The following is a 19,835-nucleotide window of genomic DNA, read 5'->3' as shown; positions in this document are numbered from 1 at the left end:
TAGGGAAAGTAGCAGCGGCTGCCGGACCTGGGAAGAAGTTGAACAAGGATTACCGCCTACTTTCTCCACTCTCAGGACAAAGGCCAGCTGGGGGCTCGCGTCACCGCATGCGTCCGCGACGCTCCCGCACGTGGCCGCTCGCCTGCGCGGCAGGGCAGGAGTCCGCAGCCCTCCGGGCGCCCCGGCCGCTGCCACGTGACACTTGGGGAAAGCGACCGACGAGCAGGGCCGGGAGGCGAGGGCGGTGATCGCCGTCAACCCGACGGACAGCGCCTCGCTGCTCGCTGCCTTCGGCGCGCTGGGCGTCCTGGTGGTGATCTTCGCCGAGTCGGGCCTGCTGGTCGTCGGCTTCTTCCTGCCGGGTGACACGCTCCTGTTCCCGGCCGGCGTACTGTGCGCGGCAACCGCCCGACACGCGCCGCGGCTGGAGCTGTGGCAGGTGCTGCTGTGCGCGGCCGTGGGCGCCGTGGCGGGCGCTCAGGTGGGATATCTGCTCGGGCGGCACGGCGGGCGCCCGCTGCTGGCCCGCACCTCGAACCGCCGCGTACAGGAGAACGCGGCACGGGCGGAGCGGCTCCTGGCCCGCTACGGATACCGCAAGGCGCTCGTGATCGGCCGCTTCGTCCCGATGCTGCGGACGGTTCTGCACCCGGCGGCCGGCGCCCTGGGCGTGCCCCTGCGGACGTTCACCCTCTGGCAGACGGTCGGCGGCCTGCTCTGGTCCCAGAGCCTGGTCCTCGCCGGCTATCTCCTGGGTTCGTCGGTCTCCCCCGTCGACCACTACCTGCTGCCGGTGGTCGCCGTGATCGTCGCCCTCTCCCTGCTGCCCCTGCTGACGGAGGCCCGGCACACACGCCGCGAACGACGGGACCGCTCACGCCCGACCGGCAGTTGACGTCAGTGACGCGTCCGCGCTCCCCGAATCCGAGGCGCCCCGATCACCGATCCGATCCGGCGAATCCCTTGCCCACTATTTGCCATATATCCCTTTTGTCCGATTACCCTGGGCGGCTGTTGTCCCGTACCTGCCCCGCAGGCTCGGGAAGTCGGGCGGAGGGAAGGAACAGGGAAGGCATGCGCAGCGCACCGAAGAACGCCCTTGCGATGCCGATCGGCCGAACCGATTGCGCCGATGCCGCGCGGGCGACCGTGGCGGCCGGGCTGACCTGGCAGGTGTGTGTGACCCTGCTGCACACCCCCCACCCGTACGTCGGCGCCGTGGCGGCACTGCTCATCGTCGAGGCGACGGTGGTACGCACGGTCACCGCGGCGGCCCGGTACGCGGCCGGGTGCCTGCTCGGCGTCGTCATCGCCGTGCCGGCCGCCCTGTTCGCCGAGCCCGGCATGGCGGGGCTCGGCGTCGTCGTCTTCGCCTCGGCCCTGCTGGCCCGGCGCGAGTTCCTCGGCCACCAGGGACTGCATCTGCCGACGACGGCGCTGATCACCTTCGCGCTGGTCCGCGGCCGTCATCCCGCCGAGCTGGCCTCCCACGTCGCGGAGATCATGCTGGGCATAGCCATCGGTCTGGCGTGCAGCGCGTTGCTGTTCCCGGCCGTGCGGGTGCGATCGGCGGAGCGGGCGCTGGAGAGACTGCGCACGCAGCTCGCCCGTCACCTCGACGGTCTGGCCGACGCCCTCACCCGGCGGGAACGGCCACAGAACGTGCTCGGATCCGCCTGGGAGCACGAACTCGACACCGCGCTGGCGGACGCGCGTACCGCCGTGGACGAGGCGCACGAGAGCATGCGGTGGAACGTACGGCCGACAGCGCGGCGCCGTCGCTGGCACCTGGACGGTCGTGTCCTGCGGGCGCTGGCCGATGTGGAACAGCAGGTGTGCGCCGCGGGACGGCTGCTGGACGCACAGTCCGCGGTGGGCCGGCCCGACGCGGTGAGCCCCGCGCCCGCCGACGGCTTCGCACAGCCGTACGCGCGGCTGCTGCGTACGACGGCCCTGTGCGTCTACGACTGCCGGGGCGGCCGGCCCCACCCCGCTCTGCCCGCCGCACGGCACGCCCTCGCGCGTCTCGGCAGGCCCGGCTGCGATCCGCCGGTCGACCGCGACGAGGACCGCCATCTCGTCCGTCACCTGGATGCGGTCCTGTCCTGCCTGACGACGTCCGTGCCCGCCCCCGTCCGGCCACCGGGCCGACACCACCGGACGACCGGCCCGCTCCGGCCCTCCCGGCGACGATGACCTCCCGCCCCACCGATCACCGCCACCCCGGCACGGACGCCACCGCACCGCACCACACCCCGGCCGGGTCCCGTCGCCTACTGGCACTGACCCCCGTCCTGCTCCTGGTGGCCGTCGCCGTCACCGACCTCCTCACGCCCGACTGGCTGCACGTCTCGCCGGTGATGGCCGCCGTGCCGGTCCTGGCCACCGCCCTGCTCCCGCTGTGGGCGACGGCGGCCCTGGCCGGCGCGGCGCTCTGCGTGACCGCGCTGCTGCAGCTGGTCTCGGGCCGGCTCGGCCGCCCGGACTCGGACGTCGTCCTGGGCAGCCTGGCCGTGGTCGGGCTCGCCTCCCTCGCCGCGTGCGCCCTGCACCGGCGCCGAGAACGGCGGCTGCGCCGGATCCGCTCCGTCGCGGAGACCGCCCGGCGAGCGCTGATGCACCCGCTCCCCGACCGGATCCACTCGGTGGCCCTGTGCGGCGTGTATCTGCCGGCCGACTCGGAGGCGCGGATCGGCGGCGACTTCTACGAGGCGCTGCAGACTCCGTACGGCACCCGGATCCTCGTCGGCGACGTGCGGGGCAAGGGGCTGACGGCCGTCGAGTCCGCCGCGAACCTGCTCGGCGCGTTCCGCGAACTGGCCGACCGTGAGGTGTCCCTGACCGAGGTGGCCGAGCGGCTGGACCAGCACGCTCGGCGGCAGATCGCGGCGCTGGACGGCCAGGGCACGGGCGCGCTGTTCACGGAACGGTTCGCAACCGCGCTGCTGGTGGAGTTCCCGCCCGGCGAGGCGGTGGCGCGCATCGTCCGCTGCGGCCATCCCGAACCGCTCCTCGTCCGGGCGGGCGAGGTCCGTTCCCACGAGCCCGGCCGCCCCGGGGCGCCCCTCGGGCTCGGCGACCTCCTGGACGCGGCACCGGTCGCGCAGACGGTGCCGTTCTCCCCGGGCGACCGGCTCCTCCTCTACACGGACGGGTTCATCGAGGCCCGGGACCGGCTGGGCCGGTTCTACGACCTGCCCGCCCATGCCCGCGCGCACGCCCACCGCCCCCTGCCGTCCATGGTCTCCGCCCTCCGGCACGCCCTCCTCCACCACGTCGACGGCGACCTCGGCCACGACGCGGCGCTGGTGGCACTGGAACGGCTGCCGTGACAGCGTCCGACAGGACCTAGGGCACGAGCTTGCGTCCCTCCTCGATCGCCATCGCCGCGAACGCGACGGTGTCCCGCAGCCGCGCGAGCGGCTCGCCCCCGTACGCGGGGGTCCCCGCACCGGAGCCGGTGCGTATGCGGAGTGCTTCGCCGACGATGGGATGCCAGCGCTCGCCGAAGGCGGTAAGAGCGTGTTGCCCGGCGCCGGTCTTGGACGTGAGCCGGTCGGTGGCCAGCAGGTGATGCAGGCGCGCGACACCGAGCACGAACCACGCGGTGACCCACTCGCCCCGCTCGGGCGGGCCGGAGAGCACCCAGTCCTCCCCCGCGCGGAGTTCGTCGAGCGACGGCGTCCAGAACGTGGACAGATTGGCGTGGGAGTAGGCGCGCAGAACACTCTGGTCCGCCCAGATGTCGTTCGCCGTCAACCGCGGACCCCGCACCACAACGGCTTGCCGGGCGAGTTCGTGCCAGGTGACGGGGTTGCAGGCACGGCGGCCCGCCGGCTGGAAGTCCCACTCCAGGACGCACGGCACGTCCGGGCAGGCCTGTGGCGGGCCGGCCAGATCCGCGTGCGTGACGTGCAACCCGTCGAAGTGCGGCTGTGGATGACGCTCGCTCAGCTCATGGAAGACCCCGCGCAGTGCCTCCACCGACCCGGCCGAAGGACGCTCGCTCAGCACCGCCAGGAAGTCGATGTCACTCCGCCCGGGACGGAAGTCGCCGTACGCGAGCGACCCGTGCAGATACAGGCCCTCCACCAGCCCCGGGACCGCCTCGTCGGTCAACTGCAGGTAGGTCTCGACCGATCGACGGACCTCTTCAGGAAGCGCAGCCCATGCCATGACGGCCACGCTAGACGATCAGGGATGCCACCGACCCCGTGTGCGGTCACACCTCCCGCCCTTTCGCCGTGGCACCCAGTGCAGCGCCGCGAGGGCCAGGGATCCCACCGCCAGTGCCAGGAACTCCTTCCTGGCCGTCGCCGAGGAGGGCAGGCATGGGACTCCGCCCTGCACGCGACGCAGGCCGCGCGCGCTCCGCGTCGGGTTCGTGGCGAGCGCGGCCAACGAGGCGACGCAGGAGATCGTCGCCGCGTTCACCCGACGCCGGCCGGGCCGGCGTACCGAGCTGCGCCAGGCGCCCTGGACGAACCCCAGCGCCGGCCTGGCCACCGGGGACGTGGACGCCGCGCTGCTGCGGCTGCCCTTCCCGGGCCAGGAGGCTCTGCGCTTCGAGCCGCTCTTCGCCGAACCGCGCTGGGTCGCCCTGCCCGGCACGCACCCGCTGGCCGCGCGGGAGACGATCGCGTTCCGCGACCTGTGGGACGAGCCGTTCGTCGCCGCCCCGCCGGAGACAGCGGCGCGTGGCGCGTGGCGCGACTTCTGGCTGGCCGCCGACGAGCGCGAGGGCCACCCCGTGCGGGTCGGCGCGGTCACCGAGCAGCCCGACGACTGGCTGAGCGCGATCGCCAACGGGTACGGCATCGCCCTCGCACCGCAGTCCGCCGCACGGTTCCACGCCCGCCCCGGCGTGGTCTACCGCCCGGTCACCGGTGTGAGCCCCACACGGTGACGGGCGCCTGGACCCCCGCCGACGACCGCAATCCGGTGGTGCAGGACTTCGTCCGGTGCTGCCTCGACCTCGCGAAGCGGGCCTGAGCCGCCCGGCCTCCTGCGGGATCGACTGCTCAGCGTGTTCTTGTCCCCTGCCCGGAGCAATCCCGCTCCGCCGGAAGGGCGAGGGTCCGTGAGCGGTGTGACCGTGGTGGAAGGGATGCGCGGGTGCATCTCTGACGAGGAGGCGGAATGGCTCGGACAGGCGGCGTGAGGGGCGCGGCAGGTGCCGCCGTGGCGGACGACGACGCGTCGTACGCCGGCTCGGGCGATGCCTTCGCGCAGCTGAGCGGCGTCGCCGATGCCGTCCTCTACGAGGGGTACCTCCTCTACCCGTACCGCCGTTCCTCGACCAAGAACCGCGTCCGCTGGCAGTTCGGTGTACTGCTGCCCCGGAACTGGGCGGAGGCGGAGGGACCCGTCACCCCGGGCATCTCCGGCTCGGCGGATTCCTGGTACCAGCAGACCGAGTGCCTCCTGCGCGTACAGCGGCCCGGGGCCGTCGTACAAGTGCGGGTGCGCTACCTGCAGATGCAGCACAAGCAGGTGCAGAAGACCGGTGCGGACGGCCGGTGCCATCCGGTCGAGTCGTTGCGGACGGACGACGGGACGGCCCATCTCACCTTCGACGAGGCGGTGCCGCACGAGGTCCGCTTCGAGTGGCCGCTGGAGGATCTGCTGCGGGGCGAGTGCGTCGCCACGGCCGGGGCGCCGCCGGGCGAGGAGGCGCAGCCGCTGCCCGGGGGCGCCGGGCGAGTGGTACGGCGACGCGAGGAGGTCCGGGCGCGGACGACGGCCGCGGCCGAGCCGGTCGCCGACGGCCTGTGCCGGCTGCGCGTGCGCACCGAGAACACCGGGCACGCGCCGGATGCCGGGGCCGCTCGGGGCGACGCGCTGCGGCAGGCGCTGCTCGCCGCGCACACCCTCCTCGGCGGCGAGGGCGTGGAGTTCGTCTCGCCGACCGACCCGCCCGCCGGCCTCCAGGAGTCCGTGCGCGAGTGCCGCAACGCGTTCACCTTTCCCGTCCTGGGCGGCGAGCCGCAGGAGACGGGGCCCATCGGTCGGGTCGTCCTGTCCTCCCCGATCATCCTCCCGGACCGCCCGCAGGTGGCGCCGGAGAGTCCGGGCGATCTCCACGACGCGGCGGAGATCGACGAGATCCTGACCTTGCGCACGATGCTTCTGACGGACGAGGAGAAGGCCGAGGCGCGGGCCACCGACCCGCGTGCCGCGCGGATCCTCGACCGGGTCGACACCATGCCGGACGAGGTATTCGCCCGGCTGCACGGCGCCATCCGCTCGCTGACCCCGGTCGCGCCCGCCGCCCCCGAGGTCCCCGCCGAGCGGCCCGCCTGGTGGCAGGAGGGCGCCGACGAGGGGCTGTCCCCGACGACCGACACGGTCTTCGTGGACGGCGTCCCCGTCCGAGGCGGCAGCCGGGTACGGCTGCGGCCGCGCGTCCGGGGTGCCGACGCCCAGGACATGTTCCTGGCCGGCCGGAGCGCCCGGGTCGCGGCGCTCTTCCACGACGTGGACGGCAGCGTGCACCTCGCGGTGACCGTCGACGACGATCCCGCGGCCGAACTGCACGGCTGGTACGGCCGCTTCCACTACTTCCGGCCCGACGAGGTCGAACCGCTCGCACACGCGGACGCGCCGGCTCCCGCGGACCCGGTCCACCCACCCCGGCCGCAGTCCCCGCGGCCCCGACGTCCGGCCGGCGGGCCGGAGGAGGGACGGCTCGATGGACGCCCCTGACCCGACGGCGCACGCCCAAGTCCGACTCCGTGACCGACTGCAGCAAAGGCCTACGACATGAGCACCCAGAGCAGTACCACCGAGGAGCGCACGGGGATCGACGAGATCCACATCCTCTGGATCTCCGAGGGCATGAGCTGTGACGGCGACACCGTCTCCCTGACGGCCGCCGACCAGCCCTCCATCGAGGACGTGGTGCTCGGCCTCATCCCGGGCCTGCCGAAGGTCAACCTGGTCAACAAGGTGCTCTCGCCGAGCCTCGGCGGCGAGGACTTCCTCGCCCCGTACCGGGCGGCGGCCCGCGGTGACCTGTCCCCGTTCATCCTCGTCATCGAGGGTTCGATCCCGAACCAGAACATCATCGACGGCGAAGGCTACTGGACGTCCTTCGGCAACGACCCGGAGACCGGTGAGCCGCAGACCCTGAACTGGTGGATCGACCAGCTCGCCCCGAAGGCCTGGGCGGTGGTGGCGGCCGGCACCTGTGCGACCTTCGGCGGCATCCACGCCATGGCCGGCAACCCCACGGGCTGCATGGGTCTCGCGGACTACCTGGGCTGGGAGTTCAAGTCCCTGGCGGGGCTCCCGGTCGTCAACGTGCCCGGCTGCCCCATCCAGCCCGAGAACTTCATGGAGACCCTCATCTGGGTGCTCCAGCACGCGGCCGGCACGGCTCCTCCGCCGCCGCTGGACCACATGCTGCGTCCGCAGTGGCTGTTCGGGAAGACCGTGCACGAAGGCTGCGACCGGGGCTCCTACTACGAGCAGGCCGACTTCGGCCTCGACTACAACTCGCCCAAGTGCCTGGTGAAGACCGGCTGTTGGGGCCCGGTCGTCAACTGCAACGTGCCCAAGCGCGGCTGGATGGCCGGTGTCGGCGGCTGTCCGAACGTCGGTGGTATCTGCATCGGCTGCACGATGCCCGGCTTCCCCGACGCGTTCATGCCGTTCATGGACGAGCCGCCCGGGGCGACGCTGTCGACCCTCGCCGTCAAGCCGTACGGGGCCATCATCCGCCGGCTGCGCGGCCTGACCAACGACGTGGTCAATCACGAGCCCAAGTGGCGCCACAACAAGCAGAAGCTGACCAGCGGTTACGACCCACGCTACCGCCCGTGACCCCGTCCTTCCCGCATCCAGCCACCGATCCGCCGAACCCGAACAGCGAGGGGCAGTACCGCAGATGACCACCTCCGCCAAACGCAAGCCCGAGCAGATCGTGGACATGTCCTGGGATCCGATCACCCGGATCATCGGCAACCTGGGCATCTACACGAAGATCGACTTCGCCAACCGGGAAGTCGTGGAGTGTCACAGCACCTCGTCGCTGTTCCGCGGCTACTCGGTGTTCATGAAGGGCAAGGACCCGCGCGACGCGGGCTTCATCACCTCGCGCATCTGCGGCATCTGCGGCGACAACCACACCACGTGCTCCAACTACGCCCAGCAGATGGCCTACGGCGTCAAGCCGCCGAAGCTCGCCGAGCACATCACCAACCTCGGCGAGGCGGCCGAGTACATGTTCGACCACACGATCTTCCAGGACAACCTGGTGTTCGTGGACTTCTGCGAGGCGATGGTCAAGGCCACCAACCCCGGTGTCCTGGCCCGTGCCGAGCGCACGAACGCGCCTCGCGGGGACATCCACGGTTTCCGGACCATCGCCGACATCATGAAGGCCTTCAACCCCTTCGAGGGCGAGGTCTACAAGGAGGCCCTGAAGGTCAGCCGGGTCACCCGGGAGATGTTCTGCCTGATGGAGGGGCGGCACGTCCACCCGTCGACACTGTACCCGGGCGGGGTCGGCACGATGCCGCAGCCGAACACCTTCACCGACTACCTCAGCCGGCTCATGCACGTCATCGACTTCGTCAAGAAGGCGGTGGCGATGAACGACGACGTCTTCGACTTCTTCTACGAGGCGCTGCCCGGCTACGAGGAGGTCGGCAAGCGCCGCATCCTGCTCGGCTGCTGGGGCGCCTGGCAGAACCCGGACGTCGTCGACTACCGCTACGCGACGATGAACGAGTGGGGCAAGGCGATGTACGTCACCCCCGGCATCGTCGTGGACGGCAAGCTCGTCACCAACAACCTGATCGACATCAACCTCGGTCTGCGGATCATGCTCGGCAGCTCCTTCTACGAGGACTGGGTCAACGAGCAGCCCTTCGTCACCCACGACCCGCTCGGCAACCCCGTCGACATGCGCCACCCGTGGAACCAGACCACCGTGCCGGTGCCGCAGAAGCGCGAGTTCGACGGCAAGTACAGCTGGGTGATGAGCCCGCGCTGGTACCACCCGGAGACCGGTGACCACCTGGCACTGGACACGGGCGGCGGGCCGCTCGCCCGCCTGTGGACGACCGCGCTGAGCGGCCTGGTCGACACGCCGTACATCAAGTCCACCGGGCACAGCGTGCGCATCTCGCTCCCCAAGGGCGAGTCACTGCCGGAGACCACGCTGGAGTGGCACATCCCGAAGTGGAGCAACACCATTGAGAGGGACCGTGCCCGGCCGTACTTCGTCGCCTACGCCGCCGCCATGGCCCTGCAGTTCCTGGAGGAGGCGATGGGCATGCTCCGCAACGGCGACACCAAGGTGTACGAGAACTTCGAGGTGCCCGACGAGGCGATCGGCTGCGGCTTCCACGAGGCGGTGCGCGGTGTCCTCTCGCACCACCTGGTGATCCGGGACAAGAAGATCGCCAACTACCACCCGTACCCGCCGACCCCCTGGAACGCCAGCCCCCGCGACATCTACGGCACCCCGGGGCCGTACGAGGACGCCGTCCAGGGACAGCCGATCTTCGAGGAGAACGGGCCGGACGACTTCAAGGGCGTCGACATCATGCGCACCGTGCGCAGCTTCGACCCCTGTCTGCCCTGCGGGGTGCACATGTACGTCGGCAAGGGCAGGACGCTGTCCACGGTGCACTCGCCCACGTACGGAGCGGGTCGTGGCTGACCAGACCGTAAGGCTCCCGGACCGTGCGGTGGAGGCGCGGCTCGCCCGGCTCGACGAGGTGCTGGCCGGGCTGGAGTCCGCGCCCGGGCCGGTCGCCCGCGAGGCGCTGGAGTCCGTGACGCTGCTGACCGAGGTCTACGGCGAGGCGCTCGCCCGGGTCCTGGACCTCGCGGACGAGCGGCTGCGCGAGCGCCTGGCCGAGGACGAGCTGCTGGGGCACCTGCTGGTGCTGCACGCCGTCCACCCCGAGCCGGCCGAGCGCCGGGCCGCCCGAGCGGTCGAGCGGCTCCGGCCCGCGGTCCGCGAACGCGGCGGTGACCTGGAGTGGGCCGGCGTCGAGGGACGGACGGCCCGGGTGCGGGTCAGTGCAGGCGGCGGATGCGGCTCCGGGTGCGGCAGCGGGTCGGCGGACGTCACCGAGGCCGTCCGCGCGGCGGTGCTGGCCGCCGCCCCGGAGCTGGAGACCATGGAACCGGTCGTCGCCGAGCGCCGGGCGGCCCCGGCCTTCGTCCCTCTGACGACGCTGAAGCGCCGCACCGCTCCGCAGCCCCAGCCGCAGCCGCAGCCGCAGCCGCAGGAGGCACGGTGACCGTCGACGGAGCGCTCGCCCGCGTCATCCGCTCGGCCGCCGGCCGGGCGGCGGAGGCCGAGGTGTGCGACCTGTGCGCCGCCCCGACGGCCGACGAGCACCCCCATCTGTACGACATCTCGGCCGCCGAGGTGCGGTGCGTGTGCGGACCCTGCTCGGTACTGTTCGCCGACGACGGGGCGGGCGAGGGACGCCACCGGCTCGTGCCCCGGCGCCGGCTCCGGCTGCCGCCCGTCGACACGGCGGTGCTGGGCGTGCCGGTGGGTCTGGTGTTCTTCGTGCCGCGCTCCGACGGCACGGTCACCGCGCAGGGGCCGAGCCCGGCCGGGGCCATGCGCTGGGAGGTGGACGCGGCCGCCTGGCAGCGGCTGATCGCCACGTTTCCGCAGCTCGCGTCCATGGAACCCGATGTGGAGGCCCTGCTGGTGAACACGGTGCGGGGCCTCGACGAGCACTGGATCGTGCCGGTCGACGACTGCTTCCGGATGGTCGCCCTCGTTCGCCGGGAGTGGCGGGGCCTGTCCGGCGGCGAGCGGGTCTGGCCGGCCGTGGAGCGGTTCTTCGCGCAGCTCACCGAGCGATCGTGAAGCCCAGAAAGGAGACCACCATGGGCACCATCAGAGTGGGCCGCCCGCAGGCGAGGCCCGACACGCCCAGTCACGTCCCGGGCCTGCACCAGGGCAACAAGGGCCCGCACCACCATCAGACCGGATTCCACGAGGACGGCACCTCGGACGCCCGCCGTTCCACGGGGATCCACTGGAAGCGGCATGACGCCCTGCTTGACGCCATGCCGAACATCTCACCGGGATGAGAGGGCAGGGAGTGAGCGTGGACAAACGCCGCCGAACAGGGAGGACAGTGATGTCGGGACGTCAGGTGCTGATCGCACAGGCCGCTCTGGTGGGCGGTCTGGCGCTGGCCCTGTTCTTGAAGGAGCTGCCGGGCGTGGTGCGCGAGCTGCGGATCTACCGGATGACCGGTGGCCTGCGCGCGAACCGCCGCTACCCCTGAGCCGGCCGTGCACGAACTGTCGATCGCTACCGCGATCGTGGAGCAGGCCGAGGAGATCGCCCGGACGGACGGCGCCGACGACGTGTCGGTGGTGACCGTCCGGGTCGGGGAGCTGGCGGGTGTCGTGCCGGACGCGCTGCACTTCGCCTTCGAGGTGGCGCGGGACGGCACGGCCCTCGCCACGGCCCGGCTCGTCGTCGAACAGGTGACGGCGCGGGCCTGGTGCGGCGGGTGCGCGGAGGAGTTCGCGGTGGGCATGCCGCCGTTCTTCTGGTGCCCCTGCTGCGACCAGCCCTCGCAGGACCTGCGCAGCGGGAGAGAGCTGGAGATCACGGGCGTCGAAGCGGCGTCCTGACGACGTTCGGCCCCGCCGGTGCCCTGGGGCTCCGGCGGGGCCGAACGCTGTCCGGATCCCTCAGCAGATGCGGGGCAGTTGCTCCCCGAGGGGCAGGTCCACCACTCGGGTGCCGCCGAGCCCGGTGGCGACGACGACCATGCCCGGGTGGTCCTCGACGCACTCGCCGATGAGCGTCGCGCCCGCACCCTGCGGGTGGGCGCGCATGGAGGCCAGTACGGCGTCGGCCCGCTCCGGAGGCACGAAGGCGACGAGCCGGCCCTCGTTGGCGACGTACAGCGGGTCCAGGCCGAGGAAGCCGCAGGCGTTCGCGACCTCCTCCGGGACCGGGAGGGCGCGCTCCCGCAGCCGTACGCCGGTACCGGAGGCGCGGGCGATCTCGTTGAGGGACGCGCCGAGCCCGCCCCGGGTGGGGTCGCGCAGGACGTGGATGTCCTTGGTCACCGCCAGCATGGCCGCGACGAGGTCGCCCAGGGGCGCGGTGTCGGAGGCGATCTCGACCCCGAACTCCAGTCCCTCCCGCACGCTCATGATCGCCACACCGTGCAGGCCGATCGGGCCGCTGACGAGGACGGCATCGCCCGGTCGGGCGCGCTGCGGGCGGATGTCGACCCCGTCCGGGACGAGGCCGACGCCTGCGGTGGTGACGTAGACGCCGTCGCCGTGTCCGGACTCGACGACCTTGGTGTCGCCCGTGGCTACGATGACGCCCGCCGCCTCGGCCGCCGCCCCGATGGCACGGGCGATCCGTCCGACGACAGCCAGTTCCACGCCCTCCTCCAGGACGAAGGCGGTGGACAGGTAGGCGGGTCGGGCACCGCTCATCGCCAGGTCGTTGACGGTGCCGTTGACCGCGAGATCACCCAGGCTGCCGCCGGGGAAGAACAGCGGCCGTACGACGTAGGAGTCGGTGGAGAAGGCCAGCCGGGCGCCGCCCAGGTCGAGGACGGCCGAGTCGGTGAGGGCGGCCAGGATGGGGTTGCCGTAGGCGGGCGCGAAGACCTGCTCGATCAGTTCGGCGGACAGGGCGCCGCCTCCGCCGTGGCCCATGACCACGACCGGCTGGTCGCGCAGGGGTGCGGGGCAGGTCCAGTTCGCGGGGTCGACGGCCGCTTCGGTGGCGAGGTCAGCCAACGGGTTTCATCTCCTCCTGGGGAATGCGGGATCCCCGCGGTGCCGGGCTGTCGGTCATCCGTCGGTACAGGTAGTAGGCCGCGCAGGCGCCCTCGCTGGAGACCATGGTGGCGCCCAGGGGGGTGCGCGGGGTGCAGGTCGTGCCGAAGGCGGCGCACTCGGTCGGTTTGATCAGACCCTGGAGCACCTCGCCGGCCCGGCACTCGGCGGGTTCCGCGGTGCGGATGCCGCTGACGTCGAAGCGGTGCTCGGCGTCGTAGGCGCGGAAGGCGTCGGTCAGGCGCCAGCCGCTGGCCGGAATGGGGCCGATGCCGCGCCAGTTACGGTCGGTGACCTCGAACACCTCCTCGAGCATGCGCAGGGCAGCCGGGTTGCCCCGGTCGCGCACGGCCCGGGGGTAGGCGTTCTCCACCCGGTGCTCACCGCGCTCCAGCTGGTGGACGGCGCGACGGATGCCCTCGAGGATGTCGAGGGGTTCGAAGCCGGTGACGACGAGCGGCACGCGGTGCTTCTCGGCCAGCTCCGGGTACTCGGCGGTGCCCATCACGCTGCACACGTGCCCGGCGGCGAGGAAGCCCTGCACCCGGCAGGCGGGGGCCGACATGATGGCGTCGATCGCCGGGGGGACCCGGACATGGGACACGAGCAGGCTGAAGTTGTCCAGGCCGAGGCGGCGGGCCTGGTGTACGGCCATGGCGTTGGCGGGGGCGGTCGTCTCGAAGCCGATCGCGAAGAAGACGACCTGGCGGCCGGGATTCCTGCGGGCGAGGTCGAGAGCGTCGAGCGGCGAGTACACGACCCGTACGTCACCGCCCTCGCCCTTGACCCGGAACAGGTCGCGGTCGGTACCCGGCACCCGCAGCATGTCGCCGAAGGAGCAGAAGATCACCTCGGGGCGTGCCGCGATCTCCAGCGCCTGGTCGATGACGTCGAGGGGCGTGACGCACACCGGGCAGCCGGGACCGTGGATCAACTCCACCTCGTCGGGGAGGAGTTGGTCGATGCCGTGGCGGATGATGGAGTGGGTCTGACCGCCGCAGACCTCCATCAGCGCCCAGGGCCGGGTGACCACGGCGCGGATCTCGTCCAGCAGCCGGCGGGCCAGGTCCGGGTCGTTGAACTCGTCGATGTACTTCACTGGACCTCACTCCCGCTCTTCTGCCGGGCGGCCTGCTCCCAGGCGTCGCCGAACTCCTCCTCCAGCAGTCCGAGCTGCTCGAACAGCTCCAGGGACGCCCGGGCCGATTCCTCGTCCAGGCGCTGCAGGGCGAACCCGACGTGCACGATGACGTACTCCCCCACCCGGACATCGGGCAGGTACTCGAGGCACGCCTGCTTCCGGACTCCGCCGAAGTCGATCAGCCCGGTGAGCGGGTCGGCGCCGTCATCGATGGCCACGACCTTGCCGGGCACTGCCAGACACATGGGTCACTCCGTCTCGTGGTGGATAGCTGTTCCCGCGACCATGAGCTGGCCGAGCGCCAACCCGCCGTCGTTCGGGGGCACTTCGCCGTGCCGCAGGACCGTGAACCCGTCCGCGGCCAGCAGGGCGGCGCACTCCTCCTCCAGCAGGCAGTTGGCGAAGACGCCCCCGGTGAGGGCGACTGTGGTCAGGTCGGTTGTTCCACGGGCCCGCCGGCAGATCTCGGCGACGGCCCGAGCGACGCCCCGGTGGAAGCGGGCCGCGAGCACGGGGGTGGGGACGCCGCGACTCCGGTCGGTGAGGACGGCCTGCAGCGGGGGCGCGATGTCCCACGTGCCCGCCCGGCCCAGGCGGCCGAGAGGGGCGCGGGACGGGACTGAACCCCCGCCCCCCTGGGGTGGTCGGACGGTCCTGAGTCCAAAGCGGTAGGCCTTGGCGTCCGCATGCCACGCCTCCGTCGCCGCCGCCTCCAGCTCCAGCGCCGCCTGCGCCTCGTATCCCGCGCGGTGGCACACACCGGCCAGCGACGACATGGCATCGAAGAGGCGGCCCATGCTGGACGTCGCGACACAGGCCACCTGCTGCTCCAACTGCCGTTTCAGTACCGCCAGTTCGGTGTCCGAGCATGCGACGACGCTCGGCAGGTCCCGCTCCCACGGCAGCCCCGCCGCCCACAGCCGGGCCAGCGCCAGCCGGCACGGGTTGGCGACACCTGCGTCTCCGCCGGGCAGCGGAGCGGGGGTCAGCCGGGCGAAGCGCCGGTAGCCGGTGTAGTCGGCGAGCAGCACCTCGCCGCCCCACACGCTGCCGTCGTCGCCGTACCCGGTGCCGTCGAAGGCGACGCCGATCACGGGCGTGGTGCCGTCGAGACCGTGCTCGGCCATCGCCGAGGCGATGTGCGCGTGGTGGTGCTGGACCAGCGTCGGCGGATCCAGGGAGAGTTCGGACGACCGACGGCGTGCCCAGCTCGTCGACCGGTAGCCGGGGTGCCGGTCGGCGGCGACCAGGTGCGGGGTGACTCCGGTGAGGCGGGTGAGATGCCGTTCGGCCCGCTCGGCGGCCGCGAGGGTGGCCAGGTCGCCCATGTCGCCGATGTGCGGCCCGAACCAGGCGAGGTCTCCCTCGCCCAGGCAGAGGGCGTTCTTCAGGTCGCCGCCGGCCGCGAGCGCGGGACGGACCGGGAGCGGCAGGCGCACCGGGCGGGGCACGTAGCCGCGGGAGCGCCGGAGCACCTGTTCGGTGCCGTCGGGGCGCACGCGCAGCAGGGAGTCGTCGCAGAAGGAGGCGATGGGCCGGTCGTGGGCGAGCCAGGCGTCGGCGAGTCCGGCCAGCCGGGTCAGCGCCTCGGTGTCGTCGGTGACGATGGGTTCGCCGGAGCGGTTGCCGCTGGTCATGACGAGCACGCGGGGGCCGGGGGGATCGCCGGGCAGCCCGAACAGCAGGGTGTGCACAGGTGTGTAGGGCAGCATCACGCCGACGTGCGGGCTGCCCGGGCAGACCTGGTCGGCGAGGCGGGGCCCGTCCGTGGGGGTGCGTCGGTGCAGCAGGACGATGGGGCGCCGGGCGCCGGTGAGCGCGGCCCGTTGGGCCTCGGAGAGGACCGCGAGGTGTTCCGCCGTGTCGAGGTCGGCGCACATCACGGCGAAGGCCTTGCCGCCGCGTTCCTTGCGGGTGCGCAGGGTGGCGACGGCCCGTGCGTCGGTGGCGTCGCAGGCCAGGTGGTAGCCGCCGACGCCCTTCACGGCGACGATCCGGCCCGCGGCCAGCAGTGCCCGGGCCGTCGCCAGGGCGTCCGCGTCGCGGGCCGGGCGCACGCCCGCACCGTCGGCGGGGACCAGGCGGAGCCTCGGGCCGCAGTCGGGGCAGGCGACGGGCTGGGCGTGGAAGCGCCGGTCGACGGGATCGCCGTACTCCCGGGCGCAGGAGGGGCACATCGGGAACCCGGCCATGGTGGTGGCAGGCCGGTCGTACGGCATCCCCGTGGCGATGGTGAACCGGGGGCCGCAGTGGGTGCAGGTGACGAACGGGTGGCGGTGGCGGCGGTCGGCCGGATCGGCCAGCTCGCGCAGGCAGTCGGCGCAGGTCGCGGTGTCGGGCGGGAGCTGGGTGCGGCCCGTGGACCGCTCGGTGGGGCGGATGGCGAACGGGACGGCGGCGCCGGTCGCGGGGAGGTCCTCGCAGCCGACGCCGGTCACGGTGGCCAGCGGGGGTGCCTGCACGGCCAACCGGTCGCAGAACAGACCGACTTCGCCCGCCGGGCCCTCGACCTCGATGAGCACGCCGTTCGCCGTGTTGCTCACGAACCCGGCCAGCGCGAGGTCGGCGGCCAGCCGGTGCACGTAGGGCCGGAAGCCGACCCCCTGCACCGTGCCGCGCACGGTGATGCGGCGGCGGACCGGGCCGGTGACGGGCGCGGTCACGCGACAGGGGCGGTGGCGTGGTGGTGACCGTGGGGGTGCGGGGCGAGCGGAGGCCGGTGCGGCGGGGCTCCCTTCCGGGCGGCGAGCGCGTGGGCCAGTAGGGTGTCGACGCCGTCGCCGGTGCGGGCGCACGACCCCAGGATCTCCACCCCCGGATTGACCCGCTGGACGTTCGCCCGGAAGGCGGCCTCGTCGAAGCCGGCCGGCGCGGCCAGGTCGGTCTTGGTGATGACGACCAGATGGGCGGAGCCGAACGCGGTCGGGTACTTCAGCGGCTTGTCCTCGCCCTCGGTCACCGCCATCAGCACGATCCGCAGGGTCTCGCCCAGGTCGTACGACGCAGGGCAGACGAGGTTGCCGACGTTCTCCACGAAGAGCAGCGCGGTGTCCGCCGGCAGCCAGCCTTCCAGCCGGCCGCGCACCTGCCGGGCCTCCAGGTGGCACAGTCCGTCGGTGAGCAGCTGCTGGACCGGCGCACCCGAACGCGCGAGGCGCACGGCGTCGTTCTCGGTCGCGAGGTCGGCGGTGAGCGCGGCCACCGGAACGCGCCGCTCCACCGCGCGGGCCAGGACCCGGCCGAGCAGTTCCGTCTTGCCGCTGCCGGGGCTGGACAGCAGGTTGACGACCGTCACCCCCTGCCGTGCCAGATCGTCGCGCAGGCTCGCGGCCAGGTCGTCGTTCTTCGCCAGGACGGCCTGCTTGACGTCGGACCGGCACATGGGCGCAGCTCCTCGGAGTCGAAGGCGGAACCCCGGCCGTGTCGCGTACGGCCCGGGGTCTCACCGATCTTCGGCTCCGTCGGCCGCGAGACCGGGCAGCGCAGCCGCGTGCGGGGGCCCGGATTCCATCGGGCGGCCCAACGGCGGTGCCGGCGCTCCGGGATCCGCCAGCAAGGCGGGGATCAGCGTGTGCAGTGCGTCCACGGCCCGGTCGACCGCCTCACGCACCGGCGTGCTGAGCCCCGTTAGGATGTCCTCGTCACCGCTCGGCAGGACGCCGGGCTCGCAGGCCAGCACGAGGACCCGGGGCAGCGGCTCGTCGCCGAGGTGCGCGGCCAGGGCCAGAACCTTCTCCGGGTCCATGCCGTGGGCCTCGGGCACGGCCGTGCCGCCCGGCGGTTCCGGCTCGATCAGGGTGAGGGTGCCGGGGCGGTGTCCGCGCGGGGCGGCGTCGACCAGGACGGCGGTGGCGCAGCCGTCCAGCAGCGCGTAGGCGAGGTCCATGCCTCGGATGCCGAAGTCCCGCACCCGCACCTCCGGCGGCAGCGGGCGCAGGTCGAGGGCGCGGATCACCTCGGGGCCGAACGCGTCGTCCCCGAGGAAGATGTTGCCGACGCCGGCCACCAGCAGCCGCGGCGTCAACGGAGGTCTCCGGCGGCCGGTGTGTCGAGGGGGCGGACGGAACCGCCGGGCACCTTCCGGACGAAGGCCGAGCGCAGCGCGTGGTAAGGGGCTTCGGGGTCGAAGAAGACGGCGTGCATACGGGCCATTTCGACCTGCCGGTACTTCGCCAGTGGCCGTGCCTCCTCGTCCGACCGGCGGGCCGCCGCCTTGGCGGCGATGCGCCGCATGAGGTCCGGAGCGGCGGCGGCCTCGTCCGCCATCCGCTCGACCTCTGCCGCGAAGTCCTGCGCCCCGGTCGGCACGAGCCGGTCCACCAGCCCGATCCGCTCGGCCCTCGCGGCGCTGACCGGCAGCGCCTCGGTCGTCAGCCGCTGGGCCGTGTCCGCTCCGACGCGGCGCGGCAGCGTGTACGTCCAGAACTCCGAGCCGTACAGGCCCATCCGCCGGTAGTGGGGATTGAGAACGGCGCCCGTACGGCACCACACCTCGTCGGCGGCGAGAGCGAGCATGGCGCCGCCCGCCGCCGCGTTGCCCGCGAGCGCGGTCACCACCAGCCGGTCCGTGGTGTGCAGGACCGCCTCGACGAGGTCGTCCATCGCATTGAGGTTGGCCCAGGACTCCTCGGCCGGGTCGGCGTCCGCCTCGATGACGCTCAGGTGGATGCCGTTGGAGAAGAAGTCGCGGTCTCCGCCGAGCACCAGTACCGACGTGCGGCGGGCGAGGGCCGACTCGTAGGCGGCGAGCAGCCTGCGGCACTGGTCGGTGCTCATGGCCCCGCCGGGGAAGGAGAAGGTCAGGAAGCCGACGTCGCCGCGCTGCCGGTAGCGGATGTCGGTCCAGGTCCGACGGTCCGGGGACAGTTCGAGCGGCAGGGGGCATGCCGGGAGCCTGAGCGAGGGCTGGTACGAGGCGAGCACGGAGGCGGCGGGCCGCCGGAAGGGTGCCGGGTCTCCGGAGTTCCTGCGCGGGCGCAGTTCGGGGATCCACACGGCGCCGTCGCGGGTGGCCCGGCAGACCGCGCCCGCCCGGGTGGCGAGCAGCTCGCCGGGGCGGCCGCGCAGCCGGTCCTCGGGGTGTCCGCCGTGCAGGAACACCTCGCGGCCGAGGAGTTCGTCCAGGACGCCGGGCTGTGAGTCGGCGCCGCGGAGCTTGCACAGTACGGTCTCGGTGCTGTCGCCCTCCCAGTCGATGCGGCGCCGCTCCTGCCGGAAGAAGTCGCGCCAGACGATGTGCGGGGAGTCGTCGGAGTCGTCGGTCTGCGGGCGGGGCTTGTACGAGGCGTCGGCGTACCGGTCCACGGCCAGCAGGACGGCGGACACGGCGGCGTCGGAGGCCTCGTTGCGGTACAGGTCGCTCTTGCCGACGGACGGCACGGCGAACGGCTCCGCCGCCCAGATGTCCCCGGCGTCCATGGCTGCCTCGGCCTGGAGCACTGTCACGCCCCAGAACGGCGCCTGTTCGGCGATCGCCCAGTCCAGCGAGGAGGGGCCTCGGTCGCCGGGCGGGCCGGGATGCACGATGAGGCAGGTGTGTTCCCGCCAGACGTCCTCGGGCAGGGCCGTTCTCAGCATCGGGGCGATGATCAGCTCCGGCGGCCGTTCGCGTACGGCGGCCCGGACCGGGTCCGTTCCGTGCGTGGCGAGGACGACGTCCACCCGGTGTCCCTGGTCCGAGAGCTCGGCGTACACCCGCTGGGAGAGGCTGTTGAACGCGCTCGCGACGAGCAAAATGTCCATGACACGGCATGTTCGTCCTTTCCCGGGGTGCCGTGAAGAACCGCCGCGGCGTTTCGTCCGCCTCGGCCCGGTCGCTTCCGCCATCCGGATCGCATTCCCGGGGAAGGCCCGAGCAGGCGCCGGACGCACCGCGCGGGCGCGGATGCGGGTG

General features: G+C 72.8%; 19 protein-coding genes and 1 pseudogene. 12 read left to right on the top strand and 8 right to left on the bottom strand.

Annotated elements, in window-relative coordinates; genetic code table 11:
* Positions 1 to 244: 244 nt before the first annotated feature.
* From ABZ471_RS12680 to ABZ471_RS12670, 3 genes are all read left to right on the top strand, one after another.
* Complete coding sequence (locus ABZ471_RS12680) at positions 245 to 895, top strand: DedA family protein (protein WP_359065571.1); 651 nt, start codon at positions 245 to 247, stop codon at positions 893 to 895.
* Positions 896 to 1,074: 179 nt separating this feature from the next.
* Positions 1,075 to 2,196 (top strand): FUSC family protein, encoded by a 1,122-nt coding sequence (locus tag ABZ471_RS12675; RefSeq protein ID WP_359065441.1) that lies wholly within the window; start codon positions 1,075 to 1,077, stop codon positions 2,194 to 2,196.
* Positions 2,193 to 3,332 (top strand): PP2C family protein-serine/threonine phosphatase, encoded by a 1,140-nt coding sequence (locus ABZ471_RS12670; protein WP_359065439.1) that lies wholly within the window; start codon positions 2,193 to 2,195, stop codon positions 3,330 to 3,332. The genes ABZ471_RS12675 and ABZ471_RS12670 overlap by 4 nt, the downstream gene beginning before the upstream one ends.
* A 16-nt stretch (positions 3,333 to 3,348) precedes the next feature.
* Here ABZ471_RS12670 and ABZ471_RS12665 read toward each other — a convergent pair whose 3' ends face one another.
* Positions 3,349 to 4,176, bottom strand: coding sequence for a nucleotidyltransferase domain-containing protein (locus ABZ471_RS12665; protein ID WP_359065437.1), 828 nt, complete (start codon positions 4,174 to 4,176; stop codon positions 3,349 to 3,351).
* A 187-nt stretch (positions 4,177 to 4,363) separates the two neighbouring features.
* Between ABZ471_RS12665 and ABZ471_RS12660 the strand changes: the two are divergent.
* From ABZ471_RS12660 to hypA, 9 genes and pseudogenes are all read left to right on the top strand, one after another.
* Positions 4,364 to 4,992 (top strand): annotated as a pseudogene (locus tag ABZ471_RS12660) (LysR family substrate-binding domain-containing protein); the annotation flags it as partial.
* A gap of 147 nt (positions 4,993 to 5,139) precedes the next feature.
* Positions 5,140 to 6,705, top strand: coding sequence for a hypothetical protein (locus ABZ471_RS12655; RefSeq protein ID WP_359065435.1), 1,566 nt, complete (start codon positions 5,140 to 5,142; stop codon positions 6,703 to 6,705).
* A gap of 57 nt (positions 6,706 to 6,762) precedes the next feature.
* Complete coding sequence (locus ABZ471_RS12650; RefSeq protein WP_359065433.1) at positions 6,763 to 7,824, top strand: hydrogenase expression protein HypE; 1,062 nt, start codon at positions 6,763 to 6,765, stop codon at positions 7,822 to 7,824.
* 64 nt (positions 7,825 to 7,888) lie between these two features.
* A complete protein-coding gene (locus ABZ471_RS12645; protein WP_359065431.1) occupies positions 7,889 to 9,670 on the top strand; it encodes a nickel-dependent hydrogenase large subunit in 1,782 nt (593 codons plus the stop codon).
* Positions 9,663 to 10,259 (top strand): NifU family protein, encoded by a 597-nt coding sequence (locus ABZ471_RS12640; protein ID WP_359065429.1) that lies wholly within the window; start codon positions 9,663 to 9,665, stop codon positions 10,257 to 10,259. The genes ABZ471_RS12645 and ABZ471_RS12640 overlap by 8 nt, the downstream gene beginning before the upstream one ends.
* A complete protein-coding gene (locus tag ABZ471_RS12635; RefSeq protein WP_359065426.1) occupies positions 10,256 to 10,846 on the top strand; it encodes a DUF5947 family protein in 591 nt (196 codons plus the stop codon). The genes ABZ471_RS12640 and ABZ471_RS12635 overlap by 4 nt, the downstream gene beginning before the upstream one ends.
* Before the next feature lie 20 nt (positions 10,847 to 10,866).
* Entirely contained in the window at positions 10,867 to 11,073 is a 207-nt protein-coding gene (locus ABZ471_RS12630) for a hypothetical protein (protein ID WP_359065424.1), read from the top strand.
* Between the two features lie 50 nt (positions 11,074 to 11,123).
* Complete coding sequence (locus ABZ471_RS12625) at positions 11,124 to 11,273, top strand: hypothetical protein (protein ID WP_359065422.1); 150 nt, start codon at positions 11,124 to 11,126, stop codon at positions 11,271 to 11,273.
* 7 nt (positions 11,274 to 11,280) lie between these two features.
* A complete protein-coding gene (gene hypA, locus ABZ471_RS12620) occupies positions 11,281 to 11,628 on the top strand; it encodes a hydrogenase maturation nickel metallochaperone HypA (protein ID WP_359065420.1) in 348 nt (115 codons plus the stop codon).
* Positions 11,629 to 11,688: 60 nt separating this feature from the next.
* On the opposite strand, the gene hypE is transcribed toward hypA, so the two are convergent.
* The 7 genes from hypE to ABZ471_RS12585 are packed head-to-tail and all read right to left on the bottom strand — an operon-like array spanning position 11,689 to position 19,684.
* The gene (hypE, locus tag ABZ471_RS12615; RefSeq protein WP_359065418.1) at positions 11,689 to 12,762 is read right to left on the bottom strand and encodes a hydrogenase expression/formation protein HypE; all 1,074 of its coding nucleotides are present in this window, start codon (positions 12,760 to 12,762) and stop codon (positions 11,689 to 11,691) included.
* Positions 12,755 to 13,900, bottom strand: a complete 1,146-nt coding sequence (hypD, locus tag ABZ471_RS12610; RefSeq protein WP_359065416.1) for a hydrogenase formation protein HypD — start codon at positions 13,898 to 13,900, stop codon at positions 12,755 to 12,757. Before hypD ends, hypE begins: the two co-directional genes overlap by 8 nt.
* Positions 13,897 to 14,187 (bottom strand): HypC/HybG/HupF family hydrogenase formation chaperone, encoded by a 291-nt coding sequence (locus ABZ471_RS12605; protein WP_359065414.1) that lies wholly within the window; start codon positions 14,185 to 14,187, stop codon positions 13,897 to 13,899. Before ABZ471_RS12605 ends, hypD begins: the two co-directional genes overlap by 4 nt.
* 3 nt (positions 14,188 to 14,190) lie before the next feature.
* A complete protein-coding gene (gene hypF / locus ABZ471_RS12600; RefSeq protein WP_359065412.1) occupies positions 14,191 to 16,605 on the bottom strand; it encodes a carbamoyltransferase HypF in 2,415 nt (804 codons plus the stop codon).
* Complete coding sequence (hypB, locus tag ABZ471_RS12595) at positions 16,602 to 17,324, bottom strand: hydrogenase nickel incorporation protein HypB (protein ID WP_359065410.1); 723 nt, start codon at positions 17,322 to 17,324, stop codon at positions 16,602 to 16,604. The genes hypF and hypB overlap by 4 nt, the downstream gene beginning before the upstream one ends.
* A 60-nt stretch (positions 17,325 to 17,384) precedes the next feature.
* Positions 17,385 to 17,966: a hydrogenase maturation protease gene (locus tag ABZ471_RS12590; RefSeq protein WP_359065407.1), complete on the bottom strand. Its 582-nt coding sequence runs from the start codon at positions 17,964 to 17,966 to the stop codon at positions 17,385 to 17,387.
* Positions 17,963 to 19,684 carry a hydrogenase maturation protein gene (locus ABZ471_RS12585; RefSeq protein WP_359065405.1) on the bottom strand — a complete coding sequence of 574 codons (1,722 nt, stop codon included), beginning with the start codon at positions 19,682 to 19,684 and terminating at the stop codon, positions 17,963 to 17,965. The genes ABZ471_RS12590 and ABZ471_RS12585 overlap by 4 nt, the downstream gene beginning before the upstream one ends.
* Between the last annotated feature and the right edge of the window lie 151 nt (positions 19,685 to 19,835).

The sequence above is a fragment of the Streptomyces sp. NPDC005728 genome (assembly GCF_040630895.1).
In the GTDB taxonomy this organism is placed as follows: domain Bacteria; phylum Actinomycetota; class Actinomycetes; order Streptomycetales; family Streptomycetaceae; genus Streptomyces.
The sequence above is the reverse complement of the archived record's forward strand: the minus strand, read 5'-3'. Positions and strand labels throughout refer to the sequence as shown.